The organism is Maribacter sp. 2-571 (assembly GCF_050589625.1).
Classification (GTDB): Bacteria; Bacteroidota; Bacteroidia; order Flavobacteriales; family Flavobacteriaceae; genus Pelagihabitans.
Genome location: NZ_JBNGOP010000011.1, coordinates 127434 through 151848, shown reverse-complemented (window position 1 = coordinate 151848; position 24415 = coordinate 127434). Strand labels below are relative to the sequence as shown.

At 43.9% G+C, this 24415-nt stretch carries 22 protein-coding genes; 9 read left to right on the top strand and 13 right to left on the bottom strand.

The genetic code is table 11. The annotated features are described in order from the left end of the window. Positions 1-74 precede the first annotated feature (74 nt). The 4 genes from ACRD7P_RS10100 to rpsF form a co-directional block, all read right to left on the bottom strand. On the bottom strand, positions 75-3239 hold the full coding sequence (locus ACRD7P_RS10100; RefSeq protein WP_430907438.1) for a TonB-dependent receptor: 3165 nt from the start codon (positions 3237-3239) through the stop codon (positions 75-77). Between the two features lie 102 nt (positions 3240-3341). Further along, positions 3342-3791, bottom strand: a complete 450-nt coding sequence (gene rplI, locus ACRD7P_RS10095) for a 50S ribosomal protein L9 (RefSeq protein WP_430907437.1) — start codon at positions 3789-3791, stop codon at positions 3342-3344. A 12-nt stretch (positions 3792-3803) separates the two neighbouring features. Further along, on the bottom strand, positions 3804-4100 hold the full coding sequence (gene rpsR / locus ACRD7P_RS10090) for a 30S ribosomal protein S18 (protein WP_430907436.1): 297 nt from the start codon (positions 4098-4100) through the stop codon (positions 3804-3806). Between the two features lie 3 nt (positions 4101-4103). Next, positions 4104-4442, bottom strand: a complete 339-nt coding sequence (gene rpsF / locus ACRD7P_RS10085) for a 30S ribosomal protein S6 (RefSeq protein WP_430907434.1) — start codon at positions 4440-4442, stop codon at positions 4104-4106. A 233-nt stretch (positions 4443-4675) separates the two neighbouring features. Between rpsF and ACRD7P_RS10080 the strand changes: the two genes are divergently transcribed. Further along, positions 4676-5368, top strand: a complete 693-nt coding sequence (locus tag ACRD7P_RS10080; RefSeq protein ID WP_430907432.1) for a LytR/AlgR family response regulator transcription factor — start codon at positions 4676-4678, stop codon at positions 5366-5368. Positions 5369-5546: 178 nt separating this feature from the next. On the opposite strand, the gene priA is transcribed toward ACRD7P_RS10080, so the two are convergent. Genes priA through nadC form a run of 4 tightly spaced genes read right to left on the bottom strand, consistent with a single transcriptional unit; the run spans position 5547 to position 10276 of the window. Continuing rightward, positions 5547-8003, bottom strand: coding sequence for a replication restart helicase PriA (gene priA, locus ACRD7P_RS10075; protein ID WP_430907431.1), 2457 nt, complete (start codon positions 8001-8003; stop codon positions 5547-5549). 13 nt (positions 8004-8016) lie between these two features. Next, entirely contained in the window at positions 8017-8454 is a 438-nt protein-coding gene (locus ACRD7P_RS10070; protein WP_430907430.1) for a DUF2147 domain-containing protein, read from the bottom strand. Continuing rightward, a complete protein-coding gene (locus ACRD7P_RS10065; RefSeq protein ID WP_430907429.1) occupies positions 8441-9418 on the bottom strand; it encodes a YihY/virulence factor BrkB family protein in 978 nt (325 codons plus the stop codon). Before ACRD7P_RS10065 ends, ACRD7P_RS10070 begins: the two co-directional genes overlap by 14 nt. Then, positions 9419-10276: a carboxylating nicotinate-nucleotide diphosphorylase gene (gene nadC, locus ACRD7P_RS10060; protein WP_430907428.1), complete on the bottom strand. Its 858-nt coding sequence runs from the start codon at positions 10274-10276 to the stop codon at positions 9419-9421. 210 nt (positions 10277-10486) lie between these two features. On the opposite strand from nadC, the gene rlmH reads away from it, so the two are divergent. Further along, complete coding sequence (gene rlmH / locus ACRD7P_RS10055) at positions 10487-10960, top strand: 23S rRNA (pseudouridine(1915)-N(3))-methyltransferase RlmH (RefSeq protein WP_430907443.1); 474 nt, start codon at positions 10487-10489, stop codon at positions 10958-10960. A 41-nt stretch (positions 10961-11001) separates the two neighbouring features. On the opposite strand, the gene serA is transcribed toward rlmH, so the two are convergent. The 4 genes from serA to ACRD7P_RS10035 form a co-directional block, all read right to left on the bottom strand. Beyond that, positions 11002-12897, bottom strand: coding sequence for a phosphoglycerate dehydrogenase (gene serA / locus ACRD7P_RS10050; RefSeq protein WP_430907427.1), 1896 nt, complete (start codon positions 12895-12897; stop codon positions 11002-11004). Between the two features lie 196 nt (positions 12898-13093). Next, on the bottom strand, positions 13094-13792 hold the full coding sequence (locus ACRD7P_RS10045) for a DUF3307 domain-containing protein (RefSeq protein ID WP_430907426.1): 699 nt from the start codon (positions 13790-13792) through the stop codon (positions 13094-13096). Continuing rightward, the gene (locus ACRD7P_RS10040) at positions 13792-14400 is read right to left on the bottom strand and encodes a SatD family protein (protein WP_430907425.1); all 609 of its coding nucleotides are present in this window, start codon (positions 14398-14400) and stop codon (positions 13792-13794) included. The genes ACRD7P_RS10045 and ACRD7P_RS10040 overlap by 1 nt, the downstream gene beginning before the upstream one ends. A 124-nt stretch (positions 14401-14524) precedes the next feature. Beyond that, positions 14525-14977 carry a methyltransferase family protein gene (locus ACRD7P_RS10035; RefSeq protein ID WP_430907424.1) on the bottom strand — a complete coding sequence of 151 codons (453 nt, stop codon included), beginning with the start codon at positions 14975-14977 and terminating at the stop codon, positions 14525-14527. 26 nt (positions 14978-15003) lie between these two features. On the opposite strand from ACRD7P_RS10035, the gene ACRD7P_RS10030 reads away from it, so the two are divergent. The 4 genes from ACRD7P_RS10030 to ACRD7P_RS10015 all read left to right on the top strand — a co-directional run bounded on the left by ACRD7P_RS10030 (position 15004) and on the right by ACRD7P_RS10015 (position 20496). Beyond that, the gene (locus ACRD7P_RS10030; protein WP_430907423.1) at positions 15004-15582 is read left to right on the top strand and encodes a non-canonical purine NTP diphosphatase; all 579 of its coding nucleotides are present in this window, start codon (positions 15004-15006) and stop codon (positions 15580-15582) included. A 464-nt stretch (positions 15583-16046) separates the two neighbouring features. Continuing rightward, positions 16047-17807, top strand: a complete 1761-nt coding sequence (locus ACRD7P_RS10025; protein ID WP_430907422.1) for a DEAD/DEAH box helicase — start codon at positions 16047-16049, stop codon at positions 17805-17807. 120 nt (positions 17808-17927) lie between these two features. Further along, positions 17928-18707, top strand: a complete 780-nt coding sequence (locus ACRD7P_RS10020) for a carboxypeptidase-like regulatory domain-containing protein (RefSeq protein ID WP_430907421.1) — start codon at positions 17928-17930, stop codon at positions 18705-18707. Positions 18708-18801: 94 nt separating this feature from the next. After that, positions 18802-20496, top strand: a complete 1695-nt coding sequence (locus ACRD7P_RS10015; protein WP_430907420.1) for an alpha-amylase family glycosyl hydrolase — start codon at positions 18802-18804, stop codon at positions 20494-20496. A gap of 74 nt (positions 20497-20570) precedes the next feature. Here the strand turns inward: ACRD7P_RS10015 and ACRD7P_RS10010 are convergent, their stop codons facing one another. Then, the gene (locus tag ACRD7P_RS10010; protein ID WP_430907442.1) at positions 20571-21227 is read right to left on the bottom strand and encodes a TrmH family RNA methyltransferase; all 657 of its coding nucleotides are present in this window, start codon (positions 21225-21227) and stop codon (positions 20571-20573) included. Positions 21228-21349: 122 nt separating this feature from the next. Between ACRD7P_RS10010 and ACRD7P_RS10005 the strand changes: the two genes are divergently transcribed. From ACRD7P_RS10005 to purB, 3 genes are all read left to right on the top strand, one after another. Beyond that, positions 21350-22045: an SIR2 family NAD-dependent protein deacylase gene (locus tag ACRD7P_RS10005; protein WP_430907419.1), complete on the top strand. Its 696-nt coding sequence runs from the start codon at positions 21350-21352 to the stop codon at positions 22043-22045. 210 nt (positions 22046-22255) lie between these two features. Continuing rightward, positions 22256-22828, top strand: a complete 573-nt coding sequence (locus ACRD7P_RS10000) for an adenylosuccinate lyase (RefSeq protein ID WP_430907418.1) — start codon at positions 22256-22258, stop codon at positions 22826-22828. 160 nt (positions 22829-22988) lie between these two features. Continuing rightward, a complete protein-coding gene (gene purB / locus ACRD7P_RS09995) occupies positions 22989-24332 on the top strand; it encodes an adenylosuccinate lyase (RefSeq protein WP_430907417.1) in 1344 nt (447 codons plus the stop codon). Positions 24333-24415 lie beyond the last annotated feature (83 nt).

Here is a 24415-nt window from a genome sequence, read left to right as displayed (position 1 = left end):
TGAGAGCTGATCGTTTCAAATTGGGTATCCGTCAATTCCATTTAACAAAGATACCTATTTTGTGTTAACACGCCCTAGTTAAAAATATATCGAACACCTACTTGCGCGGTCCATCGTGAGAGCGCACTGGTATTGAATGTAAAGGTATCCGTTCGATTGGTATCAAAACTATAGGTAGGATTGTTGGCATCGTCTACACTGACCCCCAATACTTGATCAAACGCCTGCTCCTGTACCAGTCCCCATTTTGAACTGATCAGGTTTCCGAAATTCAATACATCGATACTCAGCTGAAATTTATTTTTATCGTTCACCTTAATGTCCTGTAGCACTTTAACGTCCCATCTTCCTCTCCATGGAGCTACGGCACCATAGCGCTCGGCATATTCGCCCCTTCGATCGTTAAGGTAATCGTCTTGTTGGATAAACGCTTCGAATGCCTCGGCCTGCCCTGCCCCGCTAAAGGTCATCTGACCAATTTCGCTTTCTGTAGGAATGTAAAGTAGGTCGTTGATACTTGAACCATCATTGTTAATATCTCCTCCATAGATATAATTGTAACGTCCTCCCTGTGCATATTCGAAAAATGTGGAAACCGTTGTTCCCGTCTTTTGAAACACTTTGGACAGCACTCCAATAAACCGGTGGGTATCCCCATATCGAGAGAAGGCAAGAACATCATTGTTGGCATTACCGACCACGGCATTTCCCGCGAAGGCGTCGCCAGTAATTTCAGCATCTACGGAATTAACTTCTTTTGCATTAAGGTAACTGTAGGCCAATTGTGCATAAAGCCCGTTGTTCCATGTTTTTTGCGCTTTGAACGCCGCATTGACAATACGCCCCTGGTCCGAATTGGTAAATACATAGGCATTTGTCGGTCCACCAAAAATCTGGGATTTATCGTCGTTTGAGTATACCGCACGATTGTCGACACCGTTCAAACTTTCGGACGGGGAACTTAGTCCCCAGTTCTGCACATGCGCCGCATTTAAATCTTTTGTATAAGAAAGGTCGGCGGTAAGGATCAACCCATTTTCCAGTTTTTTATCCAAGCCCAGGTTGGTTCTCCAAACCTGTGGCCATTGGAAATCAGGATCGACCAATTGGTAAAAGAAAAAGTCAACACCCTGTACTTGGTTGCCCAACCATACGAAAGGAAAACGACCGGTGAACAGTCCGGACCCACCCCGTAACTGAAGTGTTTTATCCCCTTGGATATCCCAATTGAAACCAACTCGGGGAGATACGAGCCATTTTGTACTCGGAAGACGCTCCGAATCCAATAATATGGAAGCATCCGTATCCGGATTAAAATATTCTATGGAAGGAATGTAGGTTCCGTTGGCCCCACCTTTGCGCTCGATATTTTCCCGAATCTTTTCTCGTGTATCAAAATAAAGTGGCCTATCCACCCTAACCCCATACGTCAATTTAAAATTTTCCGTAGCATCCCATTCATCTTGGACGTAAAATGACATTTGTCCGACATTGGTTTCTGCCAAAGACCAGCCACCGGGATTTCCGGTTCCATTGGCCTCTAAACTGTTGCTAGCACCAATAGCGTCGTCAAATGCAGCTTGCAACGCCCCGGAACTTGCAAAATCGGGAAAATCGGTAATCGTGGTTGTCGGAAAAAAGACACCTTGGGCACCATAGGCCCCTAGATTAAATGAATTATCAAACTGAAACTTCTCAAATGAAAATCCAATGGTATAGGTATGGTTTCCTTTAAAAATATTAAGATTGTCCGTAATCTGAAATACCTTTTGATCCAACCTGTTATTGATGGAAAAGGGCTCATGGCCCGCAATGATATAATTGGAAGAACCTGATGCATCCAATATGGTAATACTCGGTGCAGGTGTCGAGAACGGATTTCTAAAATCGTCGAAATGGGTGTATCCTACTTGAAGCTTATTGGTCGCTTCTGAAGAGAGGGTCGAGTTCAGCTCCAACTGAACCGAATTGATATTGTTGTTAATTTCGTATCCCGCATTTTCGAATTGTAGGGTTTGAATATTGGGCCCTCGAAAGGCAATCGCATTTCTGTTTGCCGGTTTTCCTTTTGAAGCGTTCAAAAAATTATAAATAAGTGCCAACCTATTGTTATCGTTGATATTCCAATCCAACTTGAAAATACCTTTTGTAGATTCTTGATCAAAATTGAATCCCTCATATCTACCTGGATTATAAAAAATATCATTTCCTTGCCCATCTTGACCAATTACGACTTGACGGAGCAAATTATCGACCAATTCAAAATCGGCAGCGGTCACCCGTGACTCATTAATGGTTCCACTTCCCCTATTGGGTACAAAACCGTCTGTACCCAACTCGGTAAGCTCGTCTTTTTCAAAATTCATAAAAAAGAACAGTTTGTCCTTTACTATAGGCCCGCCAATACTAACGCCATACTGGGTTTGCTCCAGACCGGTCTTGAACACATCGTCCCCGTCTATTTTTCCTCCGGTCAGGTCATCGTTACGAAAGAAGCCGTATACCGTACCATAAAATTCGTTTGTTCCACTCTTGGTCACCGCGTTTACCGAAGCACCGGTAAAACCGGCCTGGGTAACGTCGTAAGGTGCCGTGGATACCTGAATCTGGTCAATGGCGTCTATAGATATCGGTGTAGCATTTGTTTGCCCACCGGGTTGCGCTGCATCCAAACCAAAAGGGTTGTTAAAAATGGCCCCATCCAAGGAGAAATTATTGTATTGATCGTTTCTACCACCAAAACTGCCACCACTTGCCGTTGGCTCGAGTCGGGTAAAATCGTTGGTCGATCTGGAAATGGTGGGCAAACGGGTCAATTCCCTTCGTCCAACACTTGTTTCCGCCCCGGTACGGTCCCCACCGAAGGTTCCCCCTTGATCTGATACCACCACCACTTCGTCAAGCGCTTGGCTTTCCGCAACAAGCTGGGCATCCAGATTAAAAGTCTGTCCTAAATTTAAAAAAACGTCGTTACGCGTCAACGTCTGAAAACCGATATAGGATACGGTAATCTCATATGGGCCACCTACTCTGAGGTTCAAAAGGTTAAAACGACCATCTTCATTGGTTATCGCACCATATTTGGTTCCCGTCGGTGTGTGGACCGCAACGATGTTCGCGCCGAACAAAGGTGCCTCCTGATCGTCCAAAAGTTGTCCTTTGATTTTAGAGGTCGTGGTTTGTGCCATAGCTAGCGTACCAACTCCCAAAACAAGCAGTAATATCAGTTTTTTCATCATGTTCTTGATTCGTTTATTTTAAAAGAGGGCGCAAATTAAACATAAAAAAAGAGCTATGCATGCATAGCTCTCTACAACTTATTCACAATGTAATGGTATGTATTACTTTTCGGCGATTACTTCAAAAGCCAAATCTACAACAACATCCCTATGCAATCTTACCTTAGCATTGTAAGGTCCGACACGCTTTACACTACCACCTTGAATGGTGATGAATTTTTTATCGATTTCATGACCTTCTTTACCGAGGGCCGCTGCCAAATCGATGTTGGTTACCGATCCGAACAATTTATCGCCAGAACCCGTTTTGGAAGCAATTTTCACTTCCAAGGTTTTTAGGGCCTCTGCCGTTTTGTTCGCCGCGTCGACAACCTTTTTTTCTTTATGAGCGCGTTGTCTCAAATTTTCCGCCAAAACTTTTTTGGCAGAAGGAGTGGCAATTGCCGCCATTCCCCGTGGAATCAAAAAATTCCGTCCATAACCGTTCTTTACCGTTACCACATCATCTTTGAAACCCAAATGTTCTACGTCTTGTTTTAATATCAATTCCATTTGACTCTGTCTTTATTTTAGTAAATCGCCAACATAGGGCATTAAGGCTATGTGACGCGCCCTTTTCACGGCTTGAGCCACTTTTCTTTGATACTTTAAGGAAGTACCGGTCAGTCTTCTTGGAAGTAATTTTCCTTGTTCATTGACCAGTTTCATTAAAAAATCGGCATCCTTGTAATCGATGTACTTGATACCGGACTTCTTGAAACGACAGTACTTCTTCTTGGTGTTGGTTTCAATATTAAGCGGGGTCAGATATCTGATTTCCCCATCTTTTTTTCCTTTTGCTTGTTGTTCTATCGATGCCATTCCTTATGCTTTTGTTTTTAACCTTGTTCTTCTTTTTTCTGCCCACGCGACGGCGTGTTTATCCAATTTTACCGTCAAGAACCGCATAACGCGTTCGTCCCTTCTGAATTCTTGCTCATAAGGACCAACAACCTCACCGGGACCGGCAAATTCGAACAAGTGGTAAAAGCCACTTTTTTTGTGTTGAATGGGATATGCTAATTTTTTAAGTCCCCAATTCTCTTTGGCGACAATTTTAGCACCATTCTTAATTAAGAAATTTTCAAATTTCTTAACTGTTTCCTCTATCTGAACATCAGATAGAACGGGATTCAAAATGAAAACAGTTTCGTAATGGTTCATAATTATATATTTTTTTAGGAGTGCAAAAATAGGAATATTTGTCAGTATTCACAAGAAAACGGGATTTTCTTCGTTATACCATCAATAGAATCATAAATCGAACTTAACCAAATCTTAACCTATGGTCAGCGGTGATTTACCTAAAAACATCCGTATCGCAAACAGTCCCAGTTGCGGTGTATGTTGTTTTTCAGTACTTTACCAATGATTTAACCCCACAAATCTACCCATTTATGAAATTAAGAAGTATTATCGTAGACGATTCGTCCATGCAGCGGATGGCCGTCGCGAAGCTGGTGAACAATCACCCGAACTTAGCTATGGTGGCAGAGTACAGCAACGCGATCGAGGCCAAAAATGGCATCAGAAACAATGAAATCGATCTAATTTTTCTTGATGTAGAAATGCCCATCATCAGCGGATTCGACCTACTCGAGTCCTTAGAAAACAGTCCACAGGTAATTTTAATTACCGGAAAACCTGATTACGCTTTAAAAGCGTTCGATTACGATGTAACCGACTACCTACACAAACCGATTACTATGGCCCGGTTCGACGCATCCGTACGACGCGCCATTGCCAAGTTCGAACAGATGAACAAGGTAACGGAAGACGAGGAGCATATTTTTGTTAAGAGCAATCTTAAGAAGCGAAAAGTAATCCTAAATGAAATCAAATGGATAGAAGCGCTCGGCGACTACATTAAACTGGTTACCGATGAAGCCAACATCGTTATTTTATCTACGATGAAGTCTTTTGAAAAACAATTGCCGGAAGATAAGTTTCTTCGCATCCATAAATCCTACATTGTCAACTTGGAAAAGATAGAAAAATTCAACAGTAAAAATGTAGAAGTAAGCGGACGCTCCATTCCTTTGAGCAGAAACAAAAAAACGGAATTGGCGGAAGCCCTCAGCAACGTTTGAGTGCCAAGCCCGTAGCGTACACAAACCGTTATTGCTCAAGTATTTGTGATAACGGTTTTTTTGTGCCGTAAAAGATACCAACATGGATACATTGCCCTAGGTATTCGGTAGGCAACGGGAAACCTCGCACCTCGATACTTCCGTAATGGTGTGATACCGTTTTAACTATGAAATGGTATTAAATGTGGTCAACATTATAAATAACCCGTACACTGCGGTATTGGGAAATGGCATTAAAAGAGCGTTCCAATCGTTTTATGCCTTTTTTTAATTTTGGTAGCGGCCCAGAAGTATTGGGAATCTTGATCAAGATGTGTTTTAAATATTGATTTCGAATTCGGGCCACCGGGGGAAATTCCGGCCCCAGAACATTGCCGCCGAGCCCGTTGCGCAGTCCTTTGGCAAACCAATCGGAGGCCTCGTTGACCCGATTGTATTCCTTATGCTTAAAAGTAATCTTAATGATCCGGTTTGATGGCGGATACTGAAATTGTTCCCGTTCATAAAGTTGCTCATCGAACATGCCCTGATAATCATTGGTAGAAACCTGTTTTAGTATCTGATGGTAGGGATTGTAGGTCTGCACGATCACTTTTCCCCGTTTTTTGGTACGCCCTGCCCTACCCGAAACTTGGGTCAGCAGTTGAAAACAGCGCTCATGGGCGCGGTAATCGGGAAAGTTGAGCAAAGCATCGGCATTCATAATACCTACTAGGCCTACATTTCGAAAATCGAGCCCTTTGGTCAGCATCTGCGTCCCAACCAAAATATCCATTTCTTGCTGTTCAAATGCCGTAATGATCTTTTCATAGGCATGTTTGCCCCTGGTGGTATCCAAATCCATTCTGCTGGTACGGGCCTGCGGAAAAAGCGTCTGCAACTCGAAGGCTACTTGTTCGGTACCGAAACCTTTGGTATCCAAAGTAGCATTTCCACATGCTTCACAAGCCTGTGGCAGCGCCTTATGATGTCCGCAATAATGACAACGCAATTGTTTTTTATACTGATGGTAAGTAAGGCTTACATCACAATTCGGGCATTGCGGGGAATGTCCACAGGTGGTGCACTCTAAAATAGGGGCATATCCGCGCCTGTTCTGGAATAGAATGATCTGTTCTCCCAAGTCCAAGGCTTCCTGCATTTCCTGTAAGAGCCTTTCGGAAAAATGACCTTTCATCTTTCGTTTTCGGGCCTGCTCCTTAATATCGACCAATTCAATATCGGGCATCAATACGTTTCCGAAACGCCGGTCCATTTTTGCATATCCGTATTTTCCGGTTTTTGCGTTATGATAGGTTTCGATACTAGGTGTTGCAGAACCTAAAAGTACATCGGCGCCGTGAAGCTTACCGAGAACAATGGCGGCGTCCCGGGCATGGTAACGCGGTGCCGGATCAAATTGCTTAAAGGAACCCTCATGTTCTTCATCTACCAAAATAAGGCCCAACCTTGAAAATGGCAACAATAAAGAGGATCTTGCGCCAATGACGATCTGTGCTTTTGCCTTTTCCCCCAACACATTGTTCCAAGCTTCTACCCGCTCCTGTGCGCTGTATTTGGAATGGTACACCGCCACCTTTTCGCCAAAATAGTCCTGCAGCCTTGTAATAAGCTGAGTGGTCAGTGCAATTTCGGGCAATAGATACAATACCTGATTCCCCTTTGCGATACACGCTTCGATCAGTTTTACATAGACTTCCGTTTTTCCGGAGGAGGTTACGCCATGGAGTAAACAGACTTTGTTAGCATCGAACGCCCCGCGTATATCGGTCAGGGCCTGCCGTTGTTGTTCATTCAGCGCTTTAATTGCCGATGTAGCGGCACCTTCATAGGTTACGCGATCGGTACGGATATGGTATTCCTCCAATATCGTTTTTTCTACCAAGGATTTGATAATGGCCCGTGAAGCCCCACTTGCCATCTCCAGTTCGTCGATTTTGATTGGTTTTTCCGTGCTGCCCTGAAGTTGAAATACCGAGAGTACCACCTGACTTTGTTTCGGTGCCCGGGACAACGATTTTAATAAGGCCTCCAATTCTTCATCGGAACGATAGCGGCCCGCCAAACGCACATAGCGCACTAATTTTGGTTTGTACTGTTCGTTCAATACCTCCTGGAGCAAGATTACTTTCTTGTCCAGCAGCCGATGCAATACGGGTAAAATATGCTTACGATCTAAAATTGCGCTTACCTCCTGAACTTTTAGCACTTCTTGGTGCTGCAGCGCTTCAAACACCAAAAACTCATCGTCCTTGAGGGTATCTTCGGAAACCGTTGCCGTTTTGTTTTTTAAGATTAGGGTTTCACTTTCCAAAAGCAAGGCGCTCGGCAATGCACTTCGCAATACCTCCCCTATGGTACACATGTAGTAGGAGGCGATCCAATGCCAATGCCGCAACTGAACGTCGTTCACTATGGGCACCTCGTCCAGCAATTCATAAATTTCCTTAGGCTCGTAAACGGTGGGCGCAGTGGTATGTACTTTATATACCAAAGCGGTATACAACTTGGATTTTCCGAATGGGACGGCTACCCGCATTCCCGGTCGTAAAAAATCGGCCTCCTCATCGGTAACGCTATAGGTGAACAATTGTTCCAGCGGAATGGGCAAGATGACGTCGATATAGTGTTGCATGAGGGGTATTGTACTAGCCTTTTACCCGTTTCCAAGTTTGGGTACGGTATATGAACGCCAAATAACCACGTACCTTTAATTCATCCGAATTGTCGGGGTTAAGCCATATTTTACAACGGAACGTCATGGCCTGTTCGGGATCAAAAAGGGTATCGCCTTTGTATACGCCTTTCTCTTTTTCTTTTGCATTTTTGATAATGGTCATCCCCACAACGGGCTTGTCCTTTAAATCTCCATCACATTTGCTGCATACGGAGTTCTCTTTCCCCTTTTCCAAAATTTTGACCACTTTACCGTACATTGCACCCTCTTTTTCATAGATATCAATAATCGCTTTAGGTTTTCCGGTTCGGTCGTCTATGGTCTTCCATTTACCGAAAACCGTTTGACCGTAGGCACAGGACACCATTAAAGTGACCACAAAGGTTGCTAGTATTTTAGATAATTTCATCTTTTGGGTAGTTTTTTCGAAGCCAATTGAGGGAGGCGTTCAATTCAAATCCGAGCAGCAAGATATTTGAATTTAACCAGATATATACCATTAATATCAATAATCCGCCCAAGGCCCCATAGAGTTCGTTATATCGGGCGAATTTTTCTACATAAACCCCAAAAAGATACGAGGTTAGAAAGAATAGTATCGTGGTCATTAAGGCCCCGGCAGAAAAAAACCGCGCCTGTTTTCCTTCGGCCGTTCCAAAATAATATAAAATGGCCGTGGTCAAATAGGATAAGATGATAAAGAATACAAATTTTGCGATCTGTACACCGATCACATCCTCATCATCCAAAATGCTACCACTGGTGCGTTCCGCAAATTCCTTTAAATAACCCAATACATATACCTCGATATACACAAAGGCAACAAAACCAACAATGATCAATACCGATAGGATAAGCCCCACCATGAGGGCATACAGGTATTGCCTGAAAAAATTACGGGTAAGATTTACGTGGTATGATGTTTCAAAACCCCCGAAAATGGCATTTACCCCATTGGCGATTAAAAAAATAGAGATCAAAAAGGAAGAAGACAACAGTCCGCCCCTTTTTTGGTTTTTGATCTGCTGATAAATTTCACCAAAGTACTCTCCAGTAGCGTTCGGAAGGAAGGATTCTAAAAAAGAAAGAAATTCGGTATCAAAATTTGCATTTCCAAAACTGAGGTAGGATACCAAAAACGGAACGAGGGTAATCATAAAGATCAATAACGGAAAAATGGCCATAAACAAGCTGAACGCAATGGAACTCGCCCTAGTGGACAAGGCTCCCTGCACGATACCACGTATGTACATTTCGGAGAGATCATAAATAGAGAGGCCTTCGAACCCTGGAAGTTTAATACTTTTTAGCAATCGCAACAACCAGTTGATCACCGGTATTTTTGAGAGTCGCTTTTCAATATCGATAGCCATTTAAACCGCTTTAAGGCTCAGGTCCATATTGTAAACCGAATGGGTAAGCGCTCCCGAAGAAATATAATCCACTCCGCATTCGGCGTAATCGCGTATCGTTTTTTCATTAATGTTTCCGGAAGATTCGGTAAGGCAGATATCCCCGATCATCGCAACCGCCTTACGGGTGTCTTCATAACTGAAATTGTCCAAAAGAATGCGGTATATGGGTTTGGCGTCAAGAATTTGGGAAACTTCGTCCAAATTACGGGCTTCAACTATAATTTTTAGATCGCGACCGGTGTCTTTCAAATAATCGTGCGTCAAGGCTATCGCCTTTGAAATACCTCCTGCAAAATCGATATGGTTGTCCTTTAACATGATCATATCATAGAGCGCGAAACGATGGTTCTCCCCACCACCGATCTTCACGGCCCATTTCTCCAAAGCACGGAGGCCCGGCGTTGTTTTCCGGGTGTCCAATATCTTGGTCTTGGTTCCTTCCAAAAGCTGTACAAAAGATGCCGTTTTGGTGGCGATGGCGCTCATACGCTGCATGGCATTCAATACCAAACGTTCCGCCTTAAGGATGCTTTGTGATCTTCCAGTAACATAAAAGGCCAAATCACCATATTTGACGGGGCTACCATCTTCCAGCAAAACCTCGATACGCATGTCGGGGTCCACATAATGGAATACTTGTTCGGCAAAAGCGATACCAGCGATTATACCATTGTCCTTCACCAACAATTTGGCCTTGCCTTCGGCCGTTTTTGGAATGCAAGCAAGAGAACTATGGTCACCATCCCCGACATCTTCACGGATTGCATTTGCTATTATTCCGGTTACTTCTTTTTGAAATTGTTCTTCTGAAATCATTATCGGTGTATTGGGCTGTGCTAAAATAGTAAAATGTTATCGCTTCTTTGATCAAAATACGCAGACGACCAAAGAAATCAAAGGCATTTGAAGTTCTCGGGCCGCCATTTGCAACTTCCAGAGCCTACCGAATTCACTTTGCCCTTGGTCATGCACAACAAACACCTATCAAAGGCTTCCCCAAAGTTAAAATGGTATTACTTTTGCGGCATGACACTGGAACTCATCGCGATCGGAAAAACCGACAGCCCCGAACTACAAAAGCTCATTGCAGATTATAAAAATCGCTTGGGCCATTATGTGAATTTTCGTTTGTCCATCTTGCTCGACATAAAAAACACCAAAAACCTGTCCGAAGCCCAGCAAAAAGAAAAGGAAGGGGAACTGTTCTTAAAACACATCACCAAATCCGACATTGTGGTATTGTTGGACGAAAAGGGAAAAGAATTAACTTCAGTTGGATTTTCCGATTATCTTCAGAAAAAAATGAACGCCGGCCACAAAAAATTGGTTCTTTTGATCGGTGGTCCGTACGGATTTAGTCCGAGCCTCTACCAGCGTGCACAGGAAAAAATAAGCCTTTCAAAAATGACATTTTCCCATCAAATGATACGGCTTTTTATCGTAGAACAGTGTTATCGGGCCTTTACCATACTGCGGAACGAGCCCTATCACCATAGATAAGGTGCATGTACATCCCATTTTAATCTTATGGAAGCAAAACGTTAATAGAGTACCCTAAATTTAATGGTGTGGTCTACCTTTTTCAGTGCCTTGATCACATCTTTATTGTATTCCTTATCCAAATCACTGATCACATACCCGACCTCATTATCAGTAGAAAGATATTGCCCCGTAATGTTCATTTTATAAGTGGCCAGCACTTCGTTAATGCGCGCCATGACCCCTGGAACGTTTTTATGGATGTGTAAAAACCGGTGTGAGTTGGATTGCTTTGGCAAACGGATGTTCGGGAAATTCACCGCATCTACGGTATCTCCCGAATTGATATATCCCATAATTTTATTGGGCACAAAATCAGCGATATCACGTTGCGCTTCTTCGGTACTACCGCCAATATGAGGGGTTAAAATAACATTGGGCAACCCTTGCAATTTTGTGATAAAATCGCCATTCGCCCTTGGCTCTTCCGGATATACGTCTACGGCGGCTCCGGCAAGTTTTCCCGACGCCAAAGCGGCGGCCAACGCATCGATATCGACTACAAAACCTCTGGAAAGATTGACCAGATGGGCACCGTTCTTCATTTGATTGATTTCCCGTTCGCCGATAAAATTTTTGTTCGCCTTATTGTCATCGATATGTAGGGTAACTACATCGGACACGTTCAAAAGGTCTTCCAGTGTACTGCACTTCACGGCATTTCCTAAGGCGAGCTTGTCGTTTACATCGTAATAATACACTCGCATTCCTACCGCTTCGGCCAATACGGAAAGTTGCTTTCCTATATTTCCATACCCGACAATACCGAGGTTTTTACCCCGTACCTCCCTAGATCCAACAGCCGTTTTTTGCCACTGCCCTTGGTGTATTTCGGTACTTCTTGGAAAAATACTGCGCATGAGCATTATTATTTGCCCGATGGCCAATTCTACCACCGAACGGGTATTGCTATAGGGCGCATTGAAAACCACTACCCCTTTTTGTTTGCAATAGTTCAAATCGATCTGTGTGGTACCGATACAAAAGGCACCTACTACCATTAACTTATTGGCGGCGTCCAACACCTTTTTCGTGACCTGGGTCTTTGATCGAATACCTAAGACGTGAACACCCTTAATTTTTTCGATCAACTCTTCTTCGGGCAGACTATGGGTAACCAATTCAACAGAGAAACCATCTTCGGAAAGGTTTTTAAAGGCTGCGGAATGCACATTCTCCAAAAGCAAAATTTTAATCCTGTTTTTTGGATACGAAATATTTCGGGGCAGATCGTTTACGAACAAAAACTCGTCCAAACTTGGCGCTACATAATCGGCATTGTTGGCCGCTTTTTCACGGTGTACATTTTCGGTATAAGCAAAAAAGGTATCCGCAATTCCCGCTTCCCGCATCACATAATCGCTATATCCATCGCCGATGACCTGTACTTCACCATCCAGATCCAATCGTTTCAGACATTCGATTTTACCGTTATGGGATGCCAGTGGGTTGGCTTCGTCAAAACCGATAATATTTCCCGCTTCGTCAAATTCAAAGGTATTGGCATATACCCGATCGGAAGGAATATTATACGCCTCTACAATGGGATCGATAAACTCTTTAAAACCACAGGAAATAACATAGATATCATCTGCATACTTTTCAAAAAATTCCTTATTGGATTCGATGGACTTGGAAATTTTCAACCGCAGTTCCGCCACCAGGGCCTCCAAATCGGATTTGTTCGCTTTTAACAACTGGATCCGCTTTTCCAAGGATTCGGTAAAGGAGATATCCCCATCGATACCCAAATTGGTAATGCGCTGGATCTCGGCTACCACTTCATCCTTATTTGCCTTTCCCTCTAGGGTCATTTCCGCCAAAACATCGAGTGCTTCTACCCGTGTGAGCGTGCTGTCAAAATCGAAAACGTATTTACGTGCCACTTCGCTTATCATTTTATTTCTTTTCACTTTCAAACCCAAAGGACAAATGCATCCATTTTCAGGTTGAAAAAAGTAAATGTAAAAATTAATTCGGGTGCAATCGGGAGAATCTTATCAAAAGTTATCCCTATCACCAATCTGGGTAATTTTGATATTAATTTCGTAGTAATCGCAGACTAAAATTGAAAAATCCGTAAATCGGATGAAATCAAACGTACACGTAAAGGAGTCCGGTCAACATGGCCATACCGAAACTGAGCAAGGTCCCGATCAGAATATACTCGGTCAGCTTTCGGTTATTGCTTTCTTTTAAATCGTTGAAGCGAAAAACGGATTTGGCAGTAATCAATAGCCCGATCGCCGCCCATTTTCCCAATAAAATGAACAGAAAAACAAAAAGACGTTCAATAATACCGATATATTTCCCCGCATTGGGCAGCGAATCGTGATCCAATGCGATTTGGGCGGACATGCGTTCCAATAATTTTCCCATTATGATTGCCGCTGGAAAACTTAAAAAAACGATGCCCGATACCATGCCCCAATCCAATTGACGAAAAAAGGTGCCGGTATGTTCCCAAAGTCCCCCATAGAACGCACAACAGTAAAGCACCAATATATGCAGTAATTGGTCGATAAAAAACGGAATATTCGCGTGTTTGAACAAGGGTGTGGCGTACAGTTTCAATAGGTCGATAAAATAGTGTGATACGGTTATGATCAAGGCAAGCCCCCAATACGAAAAATCCCAAAGCAATAGCATGGTTACCACAAAATGTAAGGCAACATGAAGGTATAGGTATTTTGACTTGGCCTTGTGCATTTCTTTATGGCGTACCCATCGATCGGGCTGTAGCAAAAAGTCTACGATAAGGTGTGCAAGGAAGATTTTTAAGAATAAGGTCATTACATCAATTCTTTTACTGTGGTCCGGTAATACTCCAAAAGTTCTAAAACAAGATCCAAACGCGCACGTTTTTGTCTTTGGCTCACCGCAGATTGCTGAATGTCCAGCAGTCCCGCAATCTCCATTTGTGAAGCTTCGGGTCTTTCTAATGCCAAGGCAACAATTTCTGCCGAAACAATGCTCCAATCGTCCATAAAATCAAGGGCAAGCCCCAATACCAATTTAAAGGTACGATCATAGGCCGGGTTTCCCGTGGCTATGGCAAGGTTTCGTTTTTGAGTTTTTAACGACTCAAAGGTTCTTCCCGAACGTTGATAGGCAGACCCGTTCGATTCGCTTACACTGGCCCCCACAAAGGTTTCGTCCCCCAAACCGATTCCTATTCGTACATCCAATTCTTTGAACGTTTTCATCAACGCCTTTATGGTAATCGCTACTTCCAGTGCATGGGCCACCGATACACGGAGCTGAAACTCATCGCCGCGATACACCTCCCAATCACTAGGGGTTTCCCCCCATTTGGAAAAACTTTTTTTGAGGACTTCCAACCATTCCGATGAAACATAATCTTCGGAATTAACGATGTCGCCCGTTATAATTGCTATCATAAATATAAGCCAAAGCGCTAATTTATACATTTATAAGCAAAAATGCTAATAAACAGCAATTATAAGTCGAAAAGCTTATAAGTGGTTATTATAAGTCAAAAGGCTTATAATTTTTAGCTAGGTTTTAGAACCATCTCCGTACGGCAATACAATACCGTTGGTACTCTTTTCCGAACAATCGGGACAGGGCCTCTTCCTCCGGTAGTATTTGAAACCGGTTCATATAGCCTACAAAACCAGCGGCCAGCAGTGTATTAAAAGCATTGCCCAACCAAAGGCCCCAAGCCAAAAGAATCAATAAAAACGACAAATACATCGGGTTACGGGTATACGCATATAGCCCGTTCGTCACCAGTTCCGAAGCCTTCGAAGGTGTTCTTGGGTCAATGGTGGTCCTTGCCCTAAAAAAATGCCATAAAGCTACCGCACCTATGACACCAGAAAGTCCGAGTAGACCATAAATTAGAATAGTACTCCCAAAAAAATCAAAATCGCCAACGGGCAAAAACCTATCGAGTACGTACATCGCCCCTATAAAAATGAGCAAGACCAGCAGTGGCGGTATTTTCAATTTCATTTGATAAAATTACTACTTTTACCCTTATGCAACTCGTTTTCGCCACTCACAACACCAACAAACTTCAAGAAGTTGAAAAATTGCTTCCCGCCTCGATTTCCCTTTTATCATTGACCGCTATCGGATGTAATGAAGACATTGCCGAAACCGGAACGACACTTGAAGCGAACGCACGGTTAAAAGCCGATCATGTGGCCAACACCTACGGCATGTCCTGTTTTGCCGACGATACCGGATTGCTCGTAAACAGTTTAAACGGGGCACCGGGCGTATATTCCGCACGCTATGCCGGAACGCAAAAGAGCGCGGAGGACAACATGGAGTTACTTTTACGCAATTTAAAGGACGTAAGCGATCGCTCTGCGGCGTTTCAAACGGTCATTGCCCTTCGGTTGAAAGAGGAGCTCCATACCTTCAAAGGAGTTGTTAAAGGAGAAATAACGCTGGAAAAAAAGGGAACCAAAGGTTTTGGCTACGATCCTATTTTTAGGCCGGAAGGATACACCAAAACCTTTGCCGAGCTTCCACTTTCCGTAAAAAACGAAATCGGCCATAGGGGAAAGGCCATAAAAGCGCTATTGGAATTTTTAAAAACCGTCGGATGACCCGGACCAGTTCTCCACGACACCTCTTTTTACGGCAAGCGCCACAATACTTATACCATTTTAACTTTGAAATCGCGCGTATAGAAATTGAATTATTTTTTCAGTTGTTCGAGGCAAAAAGCCTGTCCCCGGCTTGACCGGGGATCTAAGCATAGCCTTAGCTACGGTTATATTTCTTAACGAAGAACAGCTGAAAAAGAAACGATTTATTAGTGCTATTTCAAAGTTAAAATGGTATTAGCTCCGGAAACCTTATTTCAGGCCAGGGGCACTATCATATGATACCTTTGAACGACCCACTTTTTCGACAATCGGGTACCGGGCACACTATGTTAATAATTAGCAGTACCTTTGCCGCTTTAATCTAAGCCGCCGGTATGGCAGGTGTTGCGAGGAGTCCAATGGGTTATGATAGATAATCGCTCTATGCAACACACCTATTAGCGATTAACGAATAACACATTATGACAAAATTTGAAGCATTAGGCCTTCAGCAATCCTTATTGGATGCCGTTGCCGACATGGGGTTCGAAACCCCTTCCGAAGTACAGGAAAAAGCAATCCCCCTTTTATTGGAAGATGAAATCGATTTGGTAGCCTTGGCCCAAACCGGTACCGGTAAGACCGCAGCGTTCGGTTTTCCGCTTATTCAAAAAATAGATACGGCTAGCCGCACCACACAAGGGCTCATCCTATCCCCTACCCGTGAACTCTGCTTGCAGATCACCAATGAGTTAAAATCCTATTCCAAATACGAAAAAAGCGTAAACGTGGTGGCCATTTACGGTGGCGCCAGTATTACCGAACAGGCACGACAGATCAAGAGGGGCGCACAGATCGTAGTGGCCACTCCCGGTCGTATGAAAGACATGATCGGTCGTGGACTGGTCAACATCTCCAAAATCGACTACTGTATTTTGGACGAGGCCGATGAAATGTTGAACATGGGGTTCTATGAGGACATTAAGGACATTCTTTCCAACACGCCCTCGGAAAAATCGACTTGGCTCTTTTCAGCTACCATGCCAAAAGAGGTATCGGTCATTGCCAAAAAGTTCATGCACAGTCCCCAAGAAATCACTGTAGGCACCAAAAATTCCGGAGCATCCACCGTGCAGCACGAATATTACGTAGTAGGCGGTAGAGATCGCTACCCCGCATTAAAACGATTGGCGGATGCCCATCCCGATATTTTTTCGGTGGTTTTCTGTAGGACCAAAAGAGACACCCAAAAGGTTGCCGAAAACCTTATTGAGGACGGTTACAACGCGGGGGCGCTTCACGGTGACCTCAGTCAGAATCAGCGAGACCTGGTCATGAGCTCTTTTCGGAAAAAACAGATCCAAATGCTCGTCGCTACCGATGTAGCGGCACGTGGTATCGATGTGGACGACATTACACACGTAATCAACTACCAATTGCCGGACGAGATCGAAACCTATACCCACCGAAGTGGTCGTACGGGAAGAGCGGGAAAATCGGGAATATCGATGGTCATTGTCACCAGAAGCGAACTCCGAAAAATAAAGGCGATCGAACGCAAAATCAATCAAGAGTTCTTGACGAAGAAAATACCTTCGGGCGCCGAAATCTGTGAAATACAATTATACCATCTTGCCAGTAAAATCAAAAATACACCGGTAGACTCCGAAGTAGAGGAATATTTACCCGCTATTTACGATGTATTGCAAGGTGTCGATCGTGACGAACTCATCAAAAAAATGGTTTCCGTTGAGTTTGGCCGATTCTCCAGTTACTATAGTAAGTCCAAAGACTTGAATACCTCTGGCGCCAACGATAGCAGAAGCGACGGTCGCGGACGGGATAGCTACAATTCCAATGGGGCGGTACGCTACTTCATCAATGTAGGCGAAAAGGACGGTTATGATTGGATGTCCCTAAAAGATTTTATCCGCGACACGGCCGGTTTGGGAAGGGACGATTTGTTTAAAGTAGATGTAAAGGACAGTTTTTCGTTTTTCAATACCGAGGCCGATGTTACCGACCGTATTCTGGAAACCTTTACCGATTTCAAGGTAAAGGGGCGGTTTGTAAACGTTGAAGTTTCCAAAAGTCCCGGTGGCGGTCAACGCGGCGGTAAAAATAAGGGGAGACGAAGGGATAAAGGATTTCAAGGAAAAAAACGGGGAGATCGAAAAGAAAAACGCGGCAATGCCGTACATTCCGGTAAAAGAAGGAGTACCCGACGGAGCGATTTCTTTTAAAACGGCACCATTTCCCATTGGAAGCCCGAGCTAATCGGCAATGTTAATTCTTCACTAAAAAATACGCTTCGGCGTATTTTTTGGTTATGTTTAGTACTTTTACCTCTGGATAACGAACGCATGGCCAAATACCTCAAATGGATTTTCATAATCCTCCCTTTTATAGTTTTTAGTCAAGATGACGATACCTCGGCTCCCCTAAAGGAAATAAAGGCCGTTGTCATCAACGCGCAGACCGATGCTCCCCTTGAAAGTGTGCATATCATTAATTTGAACGAGGTGGTCGGTACCATAACCAACGAAGATGGTGCGTTTGCCATATCGGCAAAAGTAAACGACACCCTATACTTTTCATTTTTAGGTTTTAAATCGCAGAAAGTAAGGGTAACCAATGATATGTTCAAGTTCAAGGACACCAAAATATCGCTCACCGAGCTGGCCTACGCCCTCGAAGAAGTTATTGTCACCCCTTATCAACTTACGGGCTATTTGGAAATAGACATCAAAAACCTTCCTTTGAACGACTCGTACCAATATAGCATATCGGGCCTTTCGGTAGGGTATGAAGCGGGCAGCAAGAGCCCTAGTGCCGTTACCAAGGTGCTCGGAGCGATTCTGAACCCAGCGGATCTGTTACGTAACCTCTTTGGGAAGCAGCCCAACCAAATGCGAAAACTTCGGAAAATAAAAAAAGAGGATGAAATTAGGGACCTTCTTGCCACAAAATTCGATAGGGAAGTCCTAATGGAACTGCTCCAAATCGAAAAGGTCGACATTCAAGACATCCTTACCAATTGCAATTATTCCAAATCGTTTATTACAACTGCAAACGACCTGCAAATACTGGATGCCATTAGCAATTGCTACGAAGAATTTAAAGTCCTGAACCGTAAAAAATAAATTTTCTAGTTCCCCAAGCATTTTATAGCTTTAGACAAAATACGGGTATCATGTTATCCGCGTGCACCCCAAATTCCAGAACAAAGCGTAATTTATGACCAAGACTCTCATTGCCGTTTCCCTTCTTTTTTTGATTATCGCCTGTAAGGAGGAAAAAAAAGCGCCACCTGTTACCCTTGCTAAGACTACCGACACCATTCCTGTGAAGGAAGCGAAAAAAGTCCCTTTTGATTGGGATGCGGCGAACATTTATTTTTTGCTCACCGATCGCTTTAATAACGCGAACCCCGAAAACGATATCAACTTTGAACGAACGGATTCTACCGCAGTTTTAAGGGGATTTATGGGTGGCGATATTGAAGGGATTACCAAAAAAATTGAATCGGGATATTTTACGGACCTGGGTATCAATGCCATTTGGTTTACGCCCGTTGTCGAACAAATACATGGTGCCACCAACGAAGGAACCGGTAATACCTATGGGTATCATGGGTATTGGACAAAGGATTGGACCGCACTCGATCCCAATTTTGGAACAAAAAAGGAACTGGAAAAACTGGTAGGTACGGCCCATGACAATGGAATACGCATTCTTATGGACGTGGTGTTGAACCACACCGGGCCGGTAACCGATGTCGATGCGGTTTGGCCAGCGGAATGGGTACGTACGGAACCACCATGCGCCTTTACCACCTATGAAAATACCACGGCCTGTACGTTGGTAGAGAACCTTCCCGATATTTTGACCGAATCCGACACTGCCGTTGAGTTGCCGGATGCACTCTTGGCCAAATGGAAAGAAGAGGGCCGACTGAGCAATGAATTGGATGAACTGCAATTGTTTTTTGAACGGACCGGGTACCCAAGGGCGCCCCGATTTTACATTATCAAATGGTTGGCCGATTATGTGAACGATCTCGGAATAGACGGTTTTCGTGTGGATACCGTAAAACATGCGAGCGAAACCGCTTGGAGCGAACTATACAAAGAAGCTTCCCATGCCTTCGATACTTGGAAGAAAAGGAATCCGGACGCTATTTTGGACGACAACCCTTTCTATATGGTAGGCGAAGTCTATAATTATGGCCTATCCGGTGGACGCGATTTTGATTTCGGTGATAAAAAAGTAGACTATTTTGATTATGGGTTCCATAGCCTCATCAATTTTGAATTGAAATACGATGCACAAAAACCCTATGACGCTATTTTTAGTAAGTATAATGAACTGTTGACCACCGAATTTCAAGGCAAAGGGGTAGTGAATTACCTGACCTCCCATGACGATGGTGCACCTTTCGACAAGGAACGCAAAAATCCGTATAAATCGGCCAACGTGCTTCTTTTGACGCCAGGTACATCACAGGTATATTATGGGGACGAAACTTCTCGAAGTTTGACCATTGAAGGTGCGGAAGGTGATGCCACCCTACGCTCTTTTATGAATTGGTCCGACCTGGATAGTTTACCGGAAACGCAAAAAATTCATAAACACTGGCAAAAACTCGGACAATTTAGAAGAAACCACCCTGCCGTGGGCGCTGGAAAGCATAAACGTTTGGCAAAATCGCCCTATGTATTCAGTCGTACCTACGTAAACGGTGATTTTAAGGATAAGGTAGTCGTAGGGCTGGATTTACCGGCCGGTAAAAAATCGCTTTGGGTGAAAGGTTTTTTTGGTGATGGAACAACCTTGTTCGACACCTATTCGGAAACCGAGGTAGTCGTAAAAAATGGGAAAGTCATTTTGGACAACCCCAGCGACATCGCCCTCTTGGAATTGGCCGAATAATCCGTGAAATAGGAATAACGGCCTAGAGAACCCCGGAAATGTACGGTACAAGAGCATACAACTCTAAAACACTGTTATTCACGAAGGTGATAACGGGCCATGATATCGGTAATGCTCTTTATGGATTTTTTGGTCCAATCCAGTCTCTTTTCCCGTTTTTCTGATTGGGATAGCTGCCATGGCAGGTCCGTTTCCCTTAATTTTCCCGTTAACCGTTGTAAAATAATTGCGGCGGACACCGAAATGTTTAAGCTCTCGGTAAAACCCGCCATCGGTATTTTTAAAAACCCATCTGCCCGTTGGAGTACTCCCTCGCTCAACCCCTCTTTTTCCGTTCCAAAAAACAAGGCCGTTTTTTGGGTGATTTCAAAATCGGCCAACAAGCAGGAATCGTTATGTGGCGTGGTCGCAATAATCTGATATCCCGAATCTTTTAAATGCCCTATACAAGTAGCTGCCTCTGGGTAACGGTGGACATCTACCCATTTTTCAGCGCCCATGGCAATGTTCTTATCCAACCGCTTTCCAAATCGGCCTTCGATAACATGCGCCTCCTGAATCCCAAAAACCTCACAGCTCCTGATAACGGCACTGGTATTGTGCAATTGAAAAACGTCCTCCATGGCAACGGTAATGTACTTGGTCCGTTTTTCCAGAACGGTTTCAAACCGTTGCTTTCGTTCGGTACTGATAAAACCTTCCAAATATGCAAGTAAATCGTCGTTCCCCATACAACTAAAATACAAAAAACACTATTTTAGAACAGTGGCATCGCCGACCGTCGATCCGAAACGCAGCGTACCCGATGTTTTGATAGCTGGCGGCCTTATTGAAAATAGATTACGGAAATTATATGAAAAAAAAGATTGTTGTGCTTACCGGAGCGGGAATAAGTGCCGAAAGCGGAATCCGTACGTTTCGGGATTCCAATGGATTGTGGGAAGGTCATGACGTGATGGAGGTAGCATCGCCCCAAGGTTTTGAAAGAAATCCCGAACTGGTACTGGACTTTTATAATCAACGCCGAAAACAATTGTTAACGGTGGCCCCAAATGCGGCACATATCGCATTAACGTTACTAGCGTCCCACTATAACGTATCCATAGTCACTCAAAATGTTGACGACCTACACGAGCGCGCTGGGAGTACCAACGTCATTCATTTGCATGGTGAACTTTTAAAGGTCAGGAGCACTACCGACGAAAAAACAATCCTCGATTGGACGAAAGATCTGTTTCTAGGGGATAAATGCCCGGGTGGGAACCAATTACGCCCACACATTGTGTGGTTCGGGGAAATGGTACCGCAAATGGAAAATGCCGTGAAAGAAGTGAAGACGGCCGATATTGTTTTGATCATCGGTACCTCCATGCAGGTGTATCCGGCAGCGGGATTGGTCGATTACGCAAAAACCGGCACGCCCATATATTTCGTAGACCCCAAACCGGCCATTTCGGAAGGGGATTTCAACAACCTTCATATCATTCCCAAAACGGCGGTGTCCGGCGTTCCCGATCTTGTAAACGATTTAATAAAAAAAGTCTCCTGAACATACTTCCTTTTTGCTTTTGAACATAGAACCCCGCATGAGTTCTTCATAAACGGTCTCGACCAGGCGTTGCGTAAGCTTTGTCCAACATGGACTAAATGGTAATGCCCTATCAATGGAATAGCTTTTCAAACTCACGCTTATGGTAAAGGAGCGCAACCACACCCTTTTTTAGTATTTTTATCGCGCTGCGGTAAAAAGAGGAGCATTTTGTCTCAAAAAAACCTTTACGAAATATTAGATTATGTGGACCATTCCAGAGCGAAACGGAAAACAGTGGTCGCATTCTTACGCCAAAATCCTAGTTGGATACCCAAACTTTTGGAAATTGCCTATGAGAACCAAAGTCCTGTCTCCTCTAGGGCCTGTTGGGTGCTGGATTTTACGTTAAAAACAGATATCGAACTCCTTTTCCCATACATAAAGGTATTCACGGATAATTTGGGGTCGGTGCATCTGGACTCTTCCGTACGGCCTATCGCAAAGATTTGTGAGCACTTGATCATCGCGTACTTCGCTAAGGAAAAGAACGCGGTACAGGAGGTTTTAAAAAAAACACATCGAGAAAAAATTACGACCGCCTGTTTCGATTGGCTGATCAGCGAGCAAAAGGTAGCCCCGCAAGCGTATGCAATGATATGTTTGCTGCATTTAGGGGAAGAGTTCGATTGGATACATCCCGAATTGCTACTTATTTTAGAGAAAAACTACCACACCGGGAGCGCGGCCTACAAGGCGCGTTCCCGACAGGTGTTCGCAAAACTAAAACGGACCCGGTCTTGAACGGACCACACTTGCCCCCGCGAATTATACCTTTACTTCGTTGGTCGCCTCAAGCCTCCCAAAGCTTTGCATGCCGAAAAGTATGGTGCATTTTCGCTTTTAAGCTACCTTTCATATCGGTATATTTGCCACTTTAAATCTAAAAAGTAATCTCGAACCTATGTCACTGACCGCTTTAAATGCCATTTCGCCCATTGATGGAAGATACCGAAACAAATCGGGTAACCTAGCACCCTTTTTTTCCGAACAGGCGTTGATCAAGTATCGTGTTCGTGTCGAGATAGAATACTTTATAGCCCTATGCGAAGTACCGCTGCCACAGTTGACGGCATTCGATAGCCGGAAGTTCGATGCCCTGCGTGCCATTTATGAAGAATTTACCGAAGCGGATGCCACGGCCATAAAGGATATCGAAAAAATAACCAACCACGATGTAAAAGCGGTGGAATACTTTATAAAAGAAAAGTTCGATGCGCTGGAACTTTCCGCTTTTAAGGAGTTTATCCATTTTGGGCTTACCTCACAGGATATCAATAACACTTCCATTCCACTTTCTATAAAAGAGGCTATGAACGAGGTGTACGTACCCTTGTATTTTGAGCTTTTGAATGCCTTAAAGCAGTTAGTAAAGGAATGGGAAAACATTCCATTATTGGCGAGGACCCATGGGCAACCCGCCTCCCCTACCCGATTGGGCAAGGAAATAGAGGTGTTCGTGGTACGCTTGCAGGAACAGTTCAATTTATTGAACGACATTCCCAGTGCCGCCAAATTTGGAGGTGCTACAGGAAATTTTAATGCCCATTTTGTGGCATATCCCGATATCGACTGGAAAGCCTTTGGAAAACAGTTCGTTCAAGAAAAGTTGGGACTTCACCATTCTTTTCCCACCACGCAAATAGAACATTATGACCATATGGCGGCTTTGTTCGATACCTTAAAACGGATCAATACGATCGTTCTGGACCTTGATAGGGACTTTTGGACCTACGTATCCATGGATTACTTTAAACAAAAAATCAAAAAAGGAGAAGTGGGCTCCTCTGCCATGCCCCATAAGGTGAATCCTATCGATTTTGAAAATTCGGAAGGCAACCTTGGCATCGCCAACGCCCTCTTCGAACACTTATCTGCCAAACTGCCAGTGTCCCGTCTACAACGCGATCTGACCGATAGTACGGTGTTGCGCAATGTAGGTGTTCCCTTTGCACACACGGCAATCGCTTTTCAGGCGACCTTAAAAGGACTGCACAAACTGTTATTGAACGAAACAAAAATCAGAAAAGATTTAGAGGACAATTGGGCGGTGGCCGCGGAAGCGATACAGACAATTCTGCGACGCGAAGGGTATCCGAACCCCTATGAAGCGCTTAAAGGGCTAACACGTACCAATACTACCATTAACAAGGAGTCGATATCAACTTTTATCGACACCCTCGAGGTTTCCGACGAAATAAAGCGGGAATTGAAACAGATTACCCCGGAAAACTACACCGGTATTTAAGATTGGTCGTATTAAAGTAGGTTCTGTGCAACTTCCGAAAGGTTCAATTTTTAGGTCCAGTACTCGGGAAAAGTCATTGAAAA

Bases quoted from the DNA above. Each gene is read 5' to 3' on its own strand.
- ACRD7P_RS10100 (WP_430907438.1), bottom strand. From the start codon at position 3,239: ATGATGAAAAAACTGATATTACTGCTTGTTTTGGGAGTTGGTACGCTA.
- rplI (WP_430907437.1), bottom strand. From the start codon at position 3,791: ATGGAATTGATATTAAAACAAGACGTAGAACATTTGGGTTTCAAAGAT.
- rpsR (WP_430907436.1), bottom strand. From the start codon at position 4,100: ATGGCATCGATAGAACAACAAGCAAAAGGAAAAAAAGATGGGGAAATC.
- rpsF (WP_430907434.1), bottom strand. From the start codon at position 4,442: ATGAACCATTACGAAACTGTTTTCATTTTGAATCCCGTTCTATCTGAT.
- ACRD7P_RS10080 (WP_430907432.1), top strand. From the start codon at position 4,676: ATGAAATTAAGAAGTATTATCGTAGACGATTCGTCCATGCAGCGGATG.
- priA (WP_430907431.1), bottom strand. From the start codon at position 8,003: ATGCAACACTATATCGACGTCATCTTGCCCATTCCGCTGGAACAATTG.
- ACRD7P_RS10070 (WP_430907430.1), bottom strand. From the start codon at position 8,454: ATGAAATTATCTAAAATACTAGCAACCTTTGTGGTCACTTTAATGGTG.
- ACRD7P_RS10065 (WP_430907429.1), bottom strand. From the start codon at position 9,418: ATGGCTATCGATATTGAAAAGCGACTCTCAAAAATACCGGTGATCAAC.
- nadC (WP_430907428.1), bottom strand. From the start codon at position 10,276: ATGATTTCAGAAGAACAATTTCAAAAAGAAGTAACCGGAATAATAGCA.
- rlmH (WP_430907443.1), top strand. From the start codon at position 10,487: ATGACACTGGAACTCATCGCGATCGGAAAAACCGACAGCCCCGAACTA.
- serA (WP_430907427.1), bottom strand. From the start codon at position 12,897: ATGATAAGCGAAGTGGCACGTAAATACGTTTTCGATTTTGACAGCACG.
- ACRD7P_RS10045 (WP_430907426.1), bottom strand. From the start codon at position 13,792: ATGACCTTATTCTTAAAAATCTTCCTTGCACACCTTATCGTAGACTTT.
- ACRD7P_RS10040 (WP_430907425.1), bottom strand. From the start codon at position 14,400: ATGATAGCAATTATAACGGGCGACATCGTTAATTCCGAAGATTATGTT.
- ACRD7P_RS10035 (WP_430907424.1), bottom strand. From the start codon at position 14,977: ATGAAATTGAAAATACCGCCACTGCTGGTCTTGCTCATTTTTATAGGG.
- ACRD7P_RS10030 (WP_430907423.1), top strand. From the start codon at position 15,004: ATGCAACTCGTTTTCGCCACTCACAACACCAACAAACTTCAAGAAGTT.
- ACRD7P_RS10025 (WP_430907422.1), top strand. From the start codon at position 16,047: ATGACAAAATTTGAAGCATTAGGCCTTCAGCAATCCTTATTGGATGCC.
- ACRD7P_RS10020 (WP_430907421.1), top strand. From the start codon at position 17,928: ATGGCCAAATACCTCAAATGGATTTTCATAATCCTCCCTTTTATAGTT.
- ACRD7P_RS10015 (WP_430907420.1), top strand. From the start codon at position 18,802: ATGACCAAGACTCTCATTGCCGTTTCCCTTCTTTTTTTGATTATCGCC.
- ACRD7P_RS10010 (WP_430907442.1), bottom strand. From the start codon at position 21,227: ATGGGGAACGACGATTTACTTGCATATTTGGAAGGTTTTATCAGTACC.
- ACRD7P_RS10005 (WP_430907419.1), top strand. From the start codon at position 21,350: ATGAAAAAAAAGATTGTTGTGCTTACCGGAGCGGGAATAAGTGCCGAA.
- purB (WP_430907417.1), top strand. From the start codon at position 22,989: ATGTCACTGACCGCTTTAAATGCCATTTCGCCCATTGATGGAAGATAC.